Origin of the sequence: Streptomyces niveus (genome assembly GCF_001723055.1) — a bacterium.
In the GTDB taxonomy this organism is placed as follows: domain Bacteria; phylum Actinomycetota; class Actinomycetes; order Streptomycetales; family Streptomycetaceae; genus Streptomyces; species Streptomyces niveus.
Window position 1 is genome coordinate 1 of sequence record NZ_MDCR01000285.1, and the last position, 12,326, is coordinate 12,326.

The 12,326-nt window shown below is 71.5% G+C and carries 14 protein-coding genes; 5 read left to right on the forward strand and 9 right to left on the reverse strand.

Features of this window, described 5'->3' with window-relative positions; translation table 11 throughout:
- The 8 genes from BHU15_RS28325 to BHU15_RS28355 form a co-directional block, all read right to left on the reverse strand.
- Positions 1–1,144: NAD(P)/FAD-dependent oxidoreductase (locus tag BHU15_RS28325; RefSeq protein WP_255293237.1), on the reverse strand; the 1,144-nt coding region annotated here is incomplete at its 3' end.
- A gap of 20 nt (positions 1,145–1,164) precedes the next feature.
- Positions 1,165–1,488: a (2Fe-2S)-binding protein gene (locus BHU15_RS28330; RefSeq protein ID WP_069629772.1), complete on the reverse strand. Its 324-nt coding sequence runs from the start codon at positions 1,486–1,488 to the stop codon at positions 1,165–1,167.
- A complete protein-coding gene (locus BHU15_RS28335; protein ID WP_069629773.1) occupies positions 1,485–2,708 on the reverse strand; it encodes an NAD(P)/FAD-dependent oxidoreductase in 1,224 nt (407 codons plus the stop codon). The genes BHU15_RS28330 and BHU15_RS28335 overlap by 4 nt, the downstream gene beginning before the upstream one ends.
- Positions 2,709–2,829: 121 nt before the next feature.
- Positions 2,830–3,423, reverse strand: a complete 594-nt coding sequence (locus BHU15_RS28340; RefSeq protein WP_069629774.1) for a helix-turn-helix domain-containing protein — start codon at positions 3,421–3,423, stop codon at positions 2,830–2,832.
- Positions 3,424–3,449: 26 nt separating this feature from the next.
- Positions 3,450–4,394 (reverse strand): hypothetical protein, encoded by a 945-nt coding sequence (locus tag BHU15_RS28345; protein WP_069629775.1) that lies wholly within the window; start codon positions 4,392–4,394, stop codon positions 3,450–3,452.
- A complete protein-coding gene (locus tag BHU15_RS40425; RefSeq protein ID WP_171908464.1) occupies positions 4,394–4,558 on the reverse strand; it encodes a hypothetical protein in 165 nt (54 codons plus the stop codon). Before BHU15_RS40425 ends, BHU15_RS28345 begins: the two co-directional genes overlap by 1 nt.
- A gap of 275 nt (positions 4,559–4,833) precedes the next feature.
- A complete protein-coding gene (locus BHU15_RS28350; RefSeq protein WP_069629776.1) occupies positions 4,834–6,087 on the reverse strand; it encodes a DUF1266 domain-containing protein in 1,254 nt (417 codons plus the stop codon).
- A gap of 142 nt (positions 6,088–6,229) precedes the next feature.
- Positions 6,230–6,985 carry a class I SAM-dependent DNA methyltransferase gene (locus tag BHU15_RS28355; protein WP_069629777.1) on the reverse strand — a complete coding sequence of 252 codons (756 nt, stop codon included), beginning with the start codon at positions 6,983–6,985 and terminating at the stop codon, positions 6,230–6,232.
- A gap of 126 nt (positions 6,986–7,111) precedes the next feature.
- Between BHU15_RS28355 and BHU15_RS28360 the strand changes: the two genes are divergently transcribed.
- Positions 7,112–7,750, forward strand: a complete 639-nt coding sequence (locus BHU15_RS28360; RefSeq protein WP_069629778.1) for a TMEM175 family protein — start codon at positions 7,112–7,114, stop codon at positions 7,748–7,750.
- Between the two features lie 22 nt (positions 7,751–7,772).
- On the opposite strand, the gene BHU15_RS28365 is transcribed toward BHU15_RS28360, so the two are convergent.
- The gene (locus BHU15_RS28365; protein ID WP_069629779.1) at positions 7,773–8,477 is read right to left on the reverse strand and encodes a GntR family transcriptional regulator; all 705 of its coding nucleotides are present in this window, start codon (positions 8,475–8,477) and stop codon (positions 7,773–7,775) included.
- 281 nt (positions 8,478–8,758) lie between these two features.
- Between BHU15_RS28365 and BHU15_RS28370 the strand changes: the two genes are divergently transcribed.
- From BHU15_RS28370 to BHU15_RS28385, 4 genes are all read left to right on the forward strand, one after another.
- A complete protein-coding gene (locus BHU15_RS28370; RefSeq protein WP_255293238.1) occupies positions 8,759–9,943 on the forward strand; it encodes a 4-oxalomesaconate tautomerase in 1,185 nt (394 codons plus the stop codon).
- Positions 9,940–10,965, forward strand: coding sequence for an amidohydrolase family protein (locus BHU15_RS28375; RefSeq protein WP_069629781.1), 1,026 nt, complete (start codon positions 9,940–9,942; stop codon positions 10,963–10,965). Before BHU15_RS28370 ends, BHU15_RS28375 begins: the two co-directional genes overlap by 4 nt.
- Positions 10,966–10,999: 34 nt before the next feature.
- Complete coding sequence (gene ligK, locus BHU15_RS28380; RefSeq protein WP_069629782.1) at positions 11,000–11,683, forward strand: 4-carboxy-4-hydroxy-2-oxoadipate aldolase/oxaloacetate decarboxylase; 684 nt, start codon at positions 11,000–11,002, stop codon at positions 11,681–11,683.
- Between the two features lie 53 nt (positions 11,684–11,736).
- Positions 11,737–12,326 (forward strand): amidohydrolase family protein (locus BHU15_RS28385; protein WP_171908465.1); only part of this gene is annotated, 590 nt, incomplete at its 3' end.

Genomic DNA, 12,326 nt, shown 5'->3' on the forward strand with positions numbered 1-12,326 from the left:
GCAGGGCGTTCGCCGCCCGGCCGATGGGGTGGGCCAGCGCCAGCCGGGCGGCGAACGCCCTGCCCTGGTCGCGGCTGCGGCGCAGGACGACCAGGGTGCGCGCGGCGGGGTCGCCGCCCGCCGCGATCCAGCCGGCCAGTGAGCCCTCGGCGCGGGCGGCGGGGGCACCGGCGATACCGGTGATCTCGCCCGCCGCGTACACGCCCGGCCGGCTCGTACGCTGCTCGTCGTCCACGTCCACGAACGCCTCGGCGGGCGACCCGGCCGCGCCGTCCGGCGCCGGACGCAGCGCGCACCCGGCCGCGACCGGCAGCTCCAACCGCGGGGAGAACCCGTGTCCCACACACACGGCGTCCACGGCGGTGACGCGCTCGCTGCCGGGCACCACCGACCAGTCCGCCCGGACCCGGGCGCTGACGATCTCCTCGACCCGGCCGTCACCACGCGCCTCGACGACCGCCGTGCCCCACCGGTACGGGACCCGGTGGCGCGCCAGCACCGTGCTGTACGAGGCGAGTTCACCGGACTTGCCGAGCTGCGAGGCGAGTTCCCACGGGCGGCTCAGCCAGCCACGTGTCACGGCGCCCGGCCGGCCCGCCTCCAGGACCGCGAGCACCCGCGACCCGGCCTCCAGCAGCGACGCCGCCACCGGCAGCAGGAACGGCCCCGTGCCGGCGACCACCACCCGGTCCCCGACGACCAGGCGCTCTCCCTTGGCCAGCGCCTGGGCCGCGCCCGCCGTGTAGACACCGGGCAGGTCCCAGCCCGGGAAGGGGAGCACCCGGTCGTGCGCGCCCGTGGCGAGCACGAGGGCGTCGGGCGTCAGCACATGGCGCCGCGTACCGCTCAGGACATGCACGAGCGGTGCCCCGTCCGGCTCGCTCTCCGGGTCGCGGCGCTCCAGCGCCCATACGGAACTCTCCGCCCACCAGGAACAGCGCGGGTGCCCGAGCACCCGGCGGCTGCGCCGGTCGAAGGCGGCGTAGCCGTGCTGAAGTGCTCCGGGGTCGGCCGCCTCGTACGCGTCGGGCAGCATGCGGTGGTACTGGCCGCCGGGCCGTTCGGCGCTGTCGATCAGTGTCACTTCCGCGCCCGCCGCCAGGGCCGCGTCGGCGGCGGCGAGACCGGCGGGTCCGGCTCCCACGACAACGACCTGACGCACCGTCACTTTGCCTGCCGCCCTTCATCGGTGGCCCGCGGCTGCGTGGTCACCGCGTCACCGTCCCGGGCGCGGCGGCGGCACGCCCGAACGTCGCGCTCGTCGTTGACCGTCACCAGACAGTCGAAGCAGACACCGATCCCGCAGAACACCCCGCGCGGCGCCCCCGAAGGTGCCCGGCGCCAGGCAGTCCGGTCGGCGGCCAGCAGTACCCCGGCGAGCGTCTGCCCCGCGATGCCGGTGACCGGTTCGCCGTCCACCGTGATGGTGAGCGGCCGGTCGCGGCGTCGGACCGGGTCGGACCCGGCCGGTACGAGACGTGGGCTCATGATTCCTCCTCGGACACGTCGGGGGCGTCGGTGCCGGTGCCGAGCACCGCGGGCCGGTCCACCCGGAACGGGCTTGCGTCGATGGTTGTCTGACCGCCCGTCAGCATTTCGCGCATGAGCCGCGCGGTACCGACCGACAGCCCGATCCCCGCGCCCTCGTGGCCGGTCGCGTGCCAGAGACCGGGCAGCCGCGGGTCGGCGCCGATGACCGGCAGATGATCGGGGACGTACGGGCGGAAGCCCCCGTACGCCCGCATCACGGGCACGCCCGCGAGCGACGGGAAGAGTCTGAGCGCCTTGGCGGCGATCGCCGACAGCACCTCTGGGCGCAGCCGGTCGTCGAAGCCGACGCGCCGCCGGGACGACCCGAGGAGGACGCTGCCCGCCCGCGTGGACTCCACGACCGCCGATGTCTGGAGATCGCCCGCGCCGCTGCCGACCGCGCCCACGTAGTCGGCGTCGTACACCTTGTGGAAGACCGTCGGCGGCAGGGGAGTGGTCACCAGGACCTCGCCTCGGCGCGGGCGGATGTCCAGCGGAACACCGAGCCGCCGGGCGACCTCGCCGGACCACGGACCCGCGGCGTTGACGAACACATCCGCCGCCACCGGGCCGTCCGCCGTGCGCAGCGCCGTCAGCCGTCCGCCGCGTACGACGGCGCCGCGCACCTCGCGTCCGGTACGCAGCCGGGCACCGGCCCGGAGCGCGTCGGCGAGCAGGGCGGTGGCCGCGCCGGCCGGCTGCACCTGCGCGTCGTCCGGGTAGTGCACGGCGGCGGTGCGCCGCTCGGTGAGGAAGGGTTCGGCGGCGGTCAGGGCGTCGGAGTCCATGGCCTCGGCCCGGACCCCGGCGGCGCGCTGGGTGTCGGCGAACCGGCGCAGCCCCTCGGCGCCCTCGGCGGTGGTGGCCACCACGATGCCGCCCTTCGGATCCCACTCGACCCCGGCCACGACCTCCGCGCCGCGCGCCGGGCCGGCGGAGTTCTCGCGGACGGCGGCCAGCACCTCGGGCCACAACTGCCGTGAGAGCTGGGCGAGTTCCAGCTCCGCCCCCGGACCCTTGTCGGAGACCAGGATGTTGCCCTCGCCGTGCGAGGTGGTCGCGGCGGCGGCGCCGGCCCGGTCCAGCACGAGCACGTCGAAACCGGCGACGGCGAGTTCGCGGGCGCAGGCGGCGCCGATGATCCCGGCGCCGATGACGACGACTCGTGTTCGGTTCACCGGTCCTCCGCGTTCTGTTTAACGAACGAGGTTGAGGCTATGGCGACGCTTCGGAGGTGTCAACGGCATCCGTGCGTACCACCGCGCGTACGGCCCGTGCGCGCCGCCCTCCGTGCTGCCGTCAGTGCGGCGTGCCCGGCGCCTCGGACGGGGCGCCGCCGCCCGACCGGTAGTGCAGCAGCAGCACCGAACGCACGGGTCCGTCGTTCGCCGTGTACTGGTGCGGCAGCGAGGCGTCGAACGACACGTAGTCGCCGGGGCCCAGCTCCACCTGGTGGCCGTCGACCTCCACCGACAGCGTGCCGCTCTGCACCACGGTGTGTTCGGTGCCGGCGTGCCCGAGCGACGGCTGCCGCGAATCGGCGCGTACCTGCTGGTCGTACACCTCCATGATGACCCCGTCCGCCTCGATCCGCCGGAGCGGACGCAGGTCCACACCCTCGCCGCTCAACACGTCCACCTCGGCGGCCCGCACCACGGTCAACGACTCCCGGTGGCCGGTGTCCAGCAGATCCGAGATGGGCACACCCAGGGCGCGGGAGAGGCTGAAGACCGTCTCGATGGTCGGATTCCCGGTGGCCGACTCCAGCTGCGACAGGGTCGCCTTGCCGATCTTCGACAGCCGCGACAGCTCGGAGAGCGACAGTCCGCGACGGCTCCGCTCCCGGCGGAGATTGGCGGCCAGAGTGCTGCGGACCGGACTGCTGGGGGACATCGGGCGCTCTCCTTCGACTTCGACCGTCAGGTCTGTTCGCTGCTGTTCGCTTCAGTGAGCGGGAACGGGCGAGATGCGTTCGGTATCGCGAACGGGCGGTCGATGGTATCCGCCGTCAGGCGTGTCGTGGGCTCCAGGCCGGCGATGATTCTGTCCAGCTCCGGCCCGGCGTGGTAGCGATACTCCCCCGACCAGCGCTCCCAGGGATCCTCCTCGGGCGACTTCGGCACGGCGACGCCGAAGACGGGATCCGCCAGCCGGACCGCCAGGGCGACCGGGACCCGATCGGGCAGCCACTCGGCGTAGGTGAGCGGCGCCGGCCCGTAGTGCCCCGTCCATGTGGTGATCCACCGGAGCGCGTCGCTGTCGGAGAAGAGCGCCGCCCGTCGCAGCAACTGGCTTCCCACCGGCGCGGATTCGGGACTGTCCATCTGGAAGTCGCGGCACGCCCAACGCGGGTTGAGCGCGAGCGACCACACACCCCGTGGTTCGATCACTCGTCCCTCGATCGTGTGACCGCGACCGCGACGGCGACCGGAGTGCTGAGGCGACCGCACCCGTACGACCACCCGCGCGGCCTGCCGCGCCGGATCGTCGACCCGGTCGACCAGCTCGTACCGGTCGCCGACCGGCAGGTCCCCCTTGATGAAGCCCGCCTCGGCGAGGCAGGTGGTGAACCTGGGTGAGACGACCAGTTCGAGCCCGGTCGCGGTGGGACGCGCCTTCTCGACACCGAGAGGCGGCGGGCGGTCGTACGGATGGCTGGACGGCGTCCAGGTCCTCGGCGGAGCCGTGCCGTACGTGCTGGTCAGGGCGATCATGATCTGTGACTCCAACCGCCGCTGGTGGTCGTCCGCCGCCTCGGGCAGCGGGACCGGACAGGCACGCAGAGCCTCGTACGCCTCCTGATAGCTCTCGCCCGTGTACGCCGTGCGCCGCCGGGCCAGGCGCTTGTGGGTCGTGTGCGGCATCAGGAGGCGGCCTCGCCGGAACCGCGGCGGATCTCCCGGCTCCAGCCGCGCACCTCACGCAGGAGCGTGTGGAAGTGCCCGTACCGCGAGGGGCAGCACACCGCGGTCACGCCGAAGAGAAGCAGCAGGAGGGACGCACCCAGCAGCGGCAGATGGGCGAGCACCGAGTTCAGCGCTCGTGAGCCCCGAAGTACCGGAAGAAGTGGCCACATGACTCAACCCGTTCTCACCAACCCGGCTTGGCGATCACTGGTCAGGAGTCGGGAACCGACCGTGCGCCGTCATGGAATCCAGGGGCCCGAGACCCTTCGGCCGTCTCCTCGGGAAGATCCGGGCTCCCGAACGGCCTGGCTGCTGTGTCGCCAGGATTCGGACGCTAGCACGAACACCGTTGGTGCGACGGCGAGTTCGGGAGAAGCCCGGCCCCGTGTGGCCGGCGTCACGCGCCGAACGGCACCGTCCGCCACGGGCTGTCCGGCGCCGTCGCCAGCGCCTGGTGGGCGTCGAGCACCGTCGTGTACCAGGGGCCGAACTCCTCCTCGTCGAAGTGGAGACACCGCCCCAGCACATAGCCGGCCGAGAACTCCTCCCACGAGTCGTACACCGACCGCGCGACGTCCGAGGCGCGTATGAGCGCGGCCCGCATCTCCGCCTCGGTGGCATACCGGGAGCCCCGGCCCCACCGGGCCATCTTGGAGGCGCGGCCGACGTCCCACGCCGCGACCGACCGGACGACACCGTCGGGCGGCAGCAGCCCGTCGGCGCGGAAGCGGGACTCGTACCGCAGCAACTTGCCCACCAGCGACCGCAGATGAGCCACGAACTCCTCGAACTCGGCGTCCTCGCCGGACGACCCCACCTTGCGGACGGCCTGGTCCCGCAGCGTCGCCTCCACGCAGTCGCGCCACTGCTCGGCATCGACACGTGTGCCCTGCGCGGCGATCAGCGCCGTACGCGCTCCGAGGACGAAGTCCCAGTACCACGGGCTGACTTCGCGCTCCAGCAGCCGCTCCTCCATCGCGAGCCAGTCCTCGCGGCCATGGACGCTCCACGACTCCGCGACCCGCTCCCGCTCGCCCCGGTAACCCATGCCGTGCCAGTGCGCGGTGTTCCACGCGTCGCCGTTGGTGAAGCAGAGGTGGGCGCCGCAGGCCAGACCGTGCAGCAGCGCTCCGCTGGGGAGAGCGCCGGTGCGCCGGGTCACCAGACGGTTCATCAACTCGTCGGAGGAGAACAGCTCGTGGTGCAGGTCCAGCCACACGTCGCGCTCCTCGTCGTCCGTGTGGAAGTGCTGCTCGCAGGGCGTGGCCGGATTGACGGCGAGCATGGCCACGTCGTCGGGGAGGATCTGCGCGAGGGCGCCCAGCGTCGCGTACTCGAAGACGAGATACGGGTGTGGCCGGGGCAGCAGGCCCGCCGTGTAGACGTGCGCCACCGTGCGGCCCTCGGGCGTCCCGGTGGTCAGGATCGGGTACGAACCCTCCTCGGCCGCCTGTGTCTGGTCGAGCGCGACCGGGTAGTAGACGCCCTCGATCGCCAGCGCCCGCAGATAGCCGTACGCCCTGCCGGCGCGGGCCAGCCTGTACAGATACTGCTCCAGATCGGCGGGCGCCGACCAGTGGGCGCCGTCCGGCGGGCTGGGGACGAGCGGAAAGTACTCGTCATGGATCTCGTCCTCGGCCACCGCGTGCATGAGTGCCTCCCCCGTACCGGTTCAACCTCGCTCGGCTGCAAGATCGTCTCTACGTTACCGGTGACGACGAGTGCTCCCGTGCACCCGCAGTTCAGTCAACTGGGCCTGTGCGGTGGTGAGATGGCAACCTCCGGCCCCGCGGTCAGTGGGCCGGCTTCTGCCAGACCGAGACGTGCCCGGTGCTCTCGTTCGTGAACGGCTCGCGCCCCCAGTCCGCCCACCGGTCGCGCAGCCGCATCCCGGCGAGCTGGGCCATCAGGTCGAGTTCCGCCGGCCAGACGTACCGGAACGGCACCGACCAGTACGTGCCGCGCCCGTCGACGACCTCCACATGGTGGGAGCTCATCTCCTGCGTCGCGACGTCGTAGCTGTCGAACGACCAGCGGGTGTCACTCGCGTGGAACGGTACGAGGTTCTGGCCGGGCGGCAGTTTCCGCAGGTCGGGCACCATCGTCTCGATGACGAAGCAGCCGCCGGGCGCGAGCTGGTCGGCGACGTTGCGGAAGCAGGCCACCTGCGCCTCCTGCGTCGTCAGATTCATGATCGTGTTGAAGACGAGATACGCGACGGAGAACGCCCCTTTCCCCTCCGTCCCGCCCGCCTTCGTCGTCGCGAAGTCCCCGATGGTCACCCCGATCGCGTCGCCGCCCGGCTTCTCACGCATCCGCGCGACCATCGCCCGCGACAGGTCGATGCCGTGGACCGGCACTCCACGCGCCGCCAGCGGGAGGGCGACCCGCCCCGTACCGATGCCGAGTTCGAGGGCCGGGCCGTCGCCGGCGAGATCCGCCAGTAGTTCGGCGACGGGTGCCACGGTCTCCGGTTGGAACTCCCGCGCCGCCGGATTGTCGTACGTGGCCGCGACGCGCTCGCTGAAGTAACCGTCCTCATCGTCCATAGGCCGGACCGTAGGGCAGAAGACGCCCCGGGCGCCCGTGATTTTCCGTGTGGCTGGATATGCTCGGCCGAAAGCGCGCAAATGCCATCAGAGTGCGCAAGTTACCCCGACCTCACCGGGAGACGGATGTACCGCCCACGACACCCGGCGCCGACCGTCACGCCGGAACGGCTCCTGGCCTTCGGCGACGCCGTGTTCGCCATCGCCATCACCCTGCTGGCGCTGGACATCAACGTGCCGAACGGTCTGCCGGAGGGACAGGTCGACGAGGCGCTGCGCGACGTGCTGCCCGACGTGGGCGCCTTCCTGCTGAGCTTCAGCGTCATCGGACTGCTGTGGCTCGCCCATCACCGTATGTTCGCGCTGGTCGGCCGCATCGACCGCCCGCTGCTCTACCTGTACTTCGCGCTCCTGGCCGACGTCGCCGCGCTGCCCTTCCCGACCCGGCTCGTCAGCGAGTACGGCGACACGGCCGTCGCCACGGCGGTGTACGGCGGTGTGATCGGCCTCGCGTCGCTGCTGACGACGGGGATGGCGTACCACCTCCTGCGTCACCCCGACCTGCGGAAGCCGGACGTGCCGATGGCGCGTGCCCGCCGGACGGTGCTGGAAGGGTCGATCGTCGCCGTCGTCTTCGCGACGTCGGTGCCGATGACCCTCGTGTCGCCGACCGCCGCGAAGTACTGGTGGCTGCTCATCCTTCTGCGGCACTTCCCGCTCAACCGTGAGACCCCCGACGAGGACGACACGGCCCCGACGGCGTGAGCCGGGCGGCTGCCCGGACCGGTCAGCCGCCCGCTGCGGGATCACCCTGGCCGGGTGTCGCCCGCAACGCCTCGACGACGTTGTCCAGATGGGCCCGCGACGCCGCCTCCGCCGCCTCGGCGTCGCCGGACAGGACGGCGTCGATGATCGCCACATGCTGGGGGAGTGACTGAGCGGGGCGGCCTGGGCGTAGCGCGAGGCGGAACTGGAAGCGCACCATCTGCCCGTTCAGCCGGTCAAGCAGCCCCTGCGCCACCTTCTGTCCGCTGATCTCGGCGATGAAGTCGTGAAGCCGGCGGTTGAGCGCGGAGTACGTCTCCGGGTCACCGGCGGCGACGGCCTTGAGCATGCTCTCCCGAGTCTCGCGCAGCACCTCCCGGTGCTCCTCGGTGGCCAGTTCGGCGGCCCGTCGTGCGCAGAGCCCCTCCAGCGAGGCGCGGCACTCGGTGATCTGCACCGCCTCGTCCACGGAGATCACCCGTACCCGCGCGCCCCGGCGGGGGATCAGCTCGACCAGGTCGTCGGCGGCGAGATCCTGCAACGCCTCGCGGACGCTGCTGCGTGTGGCGTGGAACGTCTCGGACAGTTCCTGTTCGACCAGTCGCTGTCCCGGCACCATGTCGCCCGACGACAGTGCCCGACGGATCCCCGCACTCACGACGCGCCGTCCCTCTTGGCCGGTCACACGCTTGTCCGCCGTCCCTGCCACCTCTGCCGCGTCTGCCATCTTCGCCTCTCCCGTGTCCCCTCGGTCGCACAGAGTCTATCGAGCGCGCGGTCTTTGCCGACGAGGGCGGGAAATTTTTCGTCCACGACATTGTCAACAATCGTGTCGACGGTTAAGTTGCCGTGAACAACACACGGAACACAAGACGCACAAGACGCACAAGCGACGCAAGAAGCACGAGCAAGGCAGCAGGGAGAGCAACGGTGCAACCCACGTCGGCCGGACCACGGCCCCCAGTCAGTCCCCGTCCCGGTCCCCGTCCGCGACGGCGCGGAGAGCAAGTGGCGATTCCCTGCTGGTTGATGCGCGGCGGCACCTCACGCGGACCCTTCTTCCGTGCCACCGACCTGCCGTCGGACCCCGGCGCCCGCGACGCCGTACTCCTGGCGGCGATGGGATCCCCCGACCCCCGCCAGATCGACGGTCTGGGCGGTGCGGCGCCGCTGACCAGCAAGGTCGGCATCGTCGGCCACAGCGACCGCGCCGACGCCGACCTCGACTTCCGGTTCGCGCAGCTCCAGCCCGACAGCGACGTCGTCGACACCACGGCCAACTGCGGCAACATGCTCGCCGCCGTCGTCCCCTTCGCTGTCGAGTCGGGACTGCTCGCCCCGCGCGGCGACACGACCACGGCGCGGGTGCACACCCTCAACACCGGCCTGACGGCCGAGATCACCGTCGCCACACCGCGAGACGAGACCGGGCCCGGGCGCCATGTCGCGTACGCCGGCGACACCCACATCGACGGTGTTCCCGGCACCGCCGCGCCCGTCACCGTCAACTTTCTCGACACCGCGGGCTCCGTCTGCGCCGCGCTGCTCCCCACGGGCCGCGCCCGCGACCGCGTGACGGTCGAGGGCGTCGGCACCATCGAGGTCACCTGCATCGACAACGGACAGCCGCTGGTGATCATCGACGCCGCCGACCTAGGCCGTACCGGCGCCGAGTCCGTCGCCGCCCTGAACGCGGACACCGAACTTCGGGGCCGTCTCGAAGCCCTGCGACTGGCCTGCGGCGCGCTGATGGGGCTCGGCGACGTGACGAGCAAGAACTATCCCAAGATGACCCTCGTCGCGCCCGGCACCCACGGCGGCACGATCAGTACGCGCAGCTTCATCCCGCATGTCTGCCACGAGTCGATCGGGGTGCTCGCCGCCGTCACCGTGGCCACGGCCTGTGTGCTCGACGGCACGGTCGCCCACGCGAAGGCCACCGGTGCGAAGGCTGATCGCGCCCCCGACAACGCCGCCCCCGCCGCCATCACCGTCTCCGTCGAGCATCCCGCCGGTGAGTTCAGCGTCGAACTGGGCCTCGAACCCGGCGCCGGGGAAGGCGAGCCACCGCGCGTCACCGGATCCGCCCTGGTCCGCACCGCGCGACTGATCATGGCCGGTGACGTGCTCGTACCCGGCCACCTCCACCCCGGACACCTCTACGCCACGTCCCCCGAGGAGCCCCAGCGATGATCATCGACTGCCACGGTCACTACACCACCGCGCCACCGGCGCTCCAGGAGTGGCGCGACCGGCAGATCGCCGGACTCCAGGACCCGGCCGCCGCCCCGGACCCCCGCGACCTGCGCGTCAGCGACGACGACCTGCGCCGAAGCGTCGAACCGAACCAGCTCCGGCTGATGGACGAACGCGGCATCGACCTCACGATCTTCTCCCCGCGCGCCTCCTTCATGGCCCACCACATCGGTGACTTCGCGACCTCCGCACGCTGGGCCGCCCTCTGCAACGAACTGGTCCACCGCGTCAGCCGGCTCTACCCGGAGCGTTTCGTCCCCGCCGCGATGCTCCCGCAGTCACCGGGTGCCGACCCCGCGACCTGCGTCCCGGAGCTGACCAGATGCGTCGAGGAGTACGGCGCTGTCGCGCTCAACCTCAACCCCGATCCGTCGGGCGGCCATTGGACGGCCCCACCGCTCACCGACCGTTCCTGGTACCCGGTCTACGAGAAAATGGTCGAGTACGACATCCCGGCCATGGTCCATGTGAGCACCAGCGTCAACCCGGCGTTCCACACGACCGGCGCGCACTACCTCAACGCCGACACCACCGTCTTCATGCAGCTGCTCCAAGGGGATCTGTTCAAGGACTTCCCCACCCTGCGGCTGGTGATCCCGCACGGCGGTGGCGCCGTCCCCTACCACTGGGGCCGCTTCCGCGGGCTGGCGATGGCGCTCGGGAAACCGCCGCTCGAAGAGCATCTGCTGCGCAATGTCTTCTTCGACACCTGCGTCTACCACCAGCCGGGCAGCGACCTGCTGTTCGATGTGCTGCCCGTACGCAACCTCCTCTTCGCCTCGGAGATGATCGGCGCCGTCCGCGACATCGATCCCGCCACCGGCCACCACTTCGACGACACCCGCCGCTACGCCGAGGCCGCCGGACTCTCCACCACCGCACTCGCCGACATCCAGGAGAACAACGCCCGCACCGTGTACCCGCGTCTGGACGCCCTGCTGACACAGCAGGGGCGCTGACCGGATCCCGGACCGGGCGGAAGGAGCAGAAACCATGAACGACATCGGAGTTGTGCACCGCAACATCACCCGCGCGGCCCGCGCGGACGTCGACGTGCTCGCGCCGTTCGGCGTCAGCACACTGCACGAGGCGATGGGACGCACCGGGCTCATGCGCCCGTACATCCGGCCCGTCTACCCCGGCGCCGCGCTGTGCGGTACGGCGGTCACCGTGCTCCTGCAACCGGGCGACAACTGGATGCTGCACGTGGCGGCCGAGCAACTGCGCCAGGGCGACGTCCTCGTGGCGGCCTGCACCACCGAGTGCGAGGACGGCTTCTTCGGCGAACTGCTGGCGACGTCCGTACGCGCGCAGGGCGGGGCCGGTCTGGTCATCGACGGCGGCTGCCGCGACATCGCGGCCCTGGAGGAGATGGACTTCCCCGTCTTCAGCCGGGCCGTCAACGCCAAGGGAACGGTCAAGGCGACCCCGGGCTCGGTCAACATCCCCGTCGTCTGCGCCAACGCGCTCGTCCGGCCCGGTGACGTGGTCGTCGCCGACGTCGACGGGGTGGTCGTCGTCCCGGCCGAACGGGCCGGCGAGGTCGCCGAAGAGGCCGCACGCCGCGAGGCCAACGAGGAGGACAAGCGCCGCCGGTTCGCGGCGGGGGAGCTGGGCCTGGACATGTACGCGATGCGCGAACCGCTCGCCGCCGCCGGCCTCACGTACATCGACTGACGCCGGCACCGCCGACACCGGAAGAACAGAGCAGAGAGGCAACCAAGCAACTCATGAGTTCAGAGTCGAGTTCGGAGTCAGGTTCAGAGCCGAGGCCGGAGTTCACCAAGACGCCCGGTTGGCTGGATTGGTACGAGAACCCCTCCCGCCCCACCTTCGCCCTCCCGCCGGGGACCGTCGACACACACTGCCATGTCTTCGGACCGGGCGACGTCTTCCCGTTCGCCCCGGAACGCAAGTACACCCCCTGCGACGCGAGCGCCGACCAGCTGTTCGCCCTCCGCGACCACCTCGGTGTCAGCCGCAACGTCATCGTCCAGGCCACCTGCCACGGCGCCGACAACAGCGCGATGGTCGACACCGTCCGGGCCGCCGGCGGACGAGCGCGCGGGATCGCGACCCTGCGCCCGGACGTCACCGACGCCGAGCTGCGCCGGCTCCACGAGGCGGGTGTGCGGGGCGTGCGCTTCAACTTCCTGAAGCGCCTGGTCAGTTCGGCCCCGAAGGATGATCTGGCCGTCATCGCGCGGAAGATCGCCTCGCTGGGCTGGCATGTCGTCCTCTACTTCGAGGGCGCCGAACTGGCCGAGCTGGACACGTTCTTCGCCTCACTCCCCACCCCCCTCGTGGTGGACCACCTCGG

Bases quoted from the DNA above. Each gene is read 5' to 3' on its own strand.
- ligK (WP_069629782.1), top strand. From the start codon at position 11,000: ATGAACGACATCGGAGTTGTGCACCGCAACATCACCCGCGCGGCCCGC.
- BHU15_RS28355 (WP_069629777.1), bottom strand. From the start codon at position 6,985: ATGGACGATGAGGACGGTTACTTCAGCGAGCGCGTCGCGGCCACGTAC.
- BHU15_RS28375 (WP_069629781.1), top strand. From the start codon at position 9,940: ATGATCATCGACTGCCACGGTCACTACACCACCGCGCCACCGGCGCTC.
- BHU15_RS28360 (WP_069629778.1), top strand. From the start codon at position 7,112: ATGTACCGCCCACGACACCCGGCGCCGACCGTCACGCCGGAACGGCTC.
- BHU15_RS28340 (WP_069629774.1), bottom strand. From the start codon at position 3,423: ATGTCCCCCAGCAGTCCGGTCCGCAGCACTCTGGCCGCCAATCTCCGC.
- BHU15_RS28350 (WP_069629776.1), bottom strand. From the start codon at position 6,087: ATGCACGCGGTGGCCGAGGACGAGATCCATGACGAGTACTTTCCGCTC.
- BHU15_RS28365 (WP_069629779.1), bottom strand. From the start codon at position 8,477: ATGGCAGACGCGGCAGAGGTGGCAGGGACGGCGGACAAGCGTGTGACC.
- BHU15_RS28330 (WP_069629772.1), bottom strand. From the start codon at position 1,488: ATGAGCCCACGTCTCGTACCGGCCGGGTCCGACCCGGTCCGACGCCGC.
- BHU15_RS28345 (WP_069629775.1), bottom strand. From the start codon at position 4,394: ATGCCGCACACGACCCACAAGCGCCTGGCCCGGCGGCGCACGGCGTAC.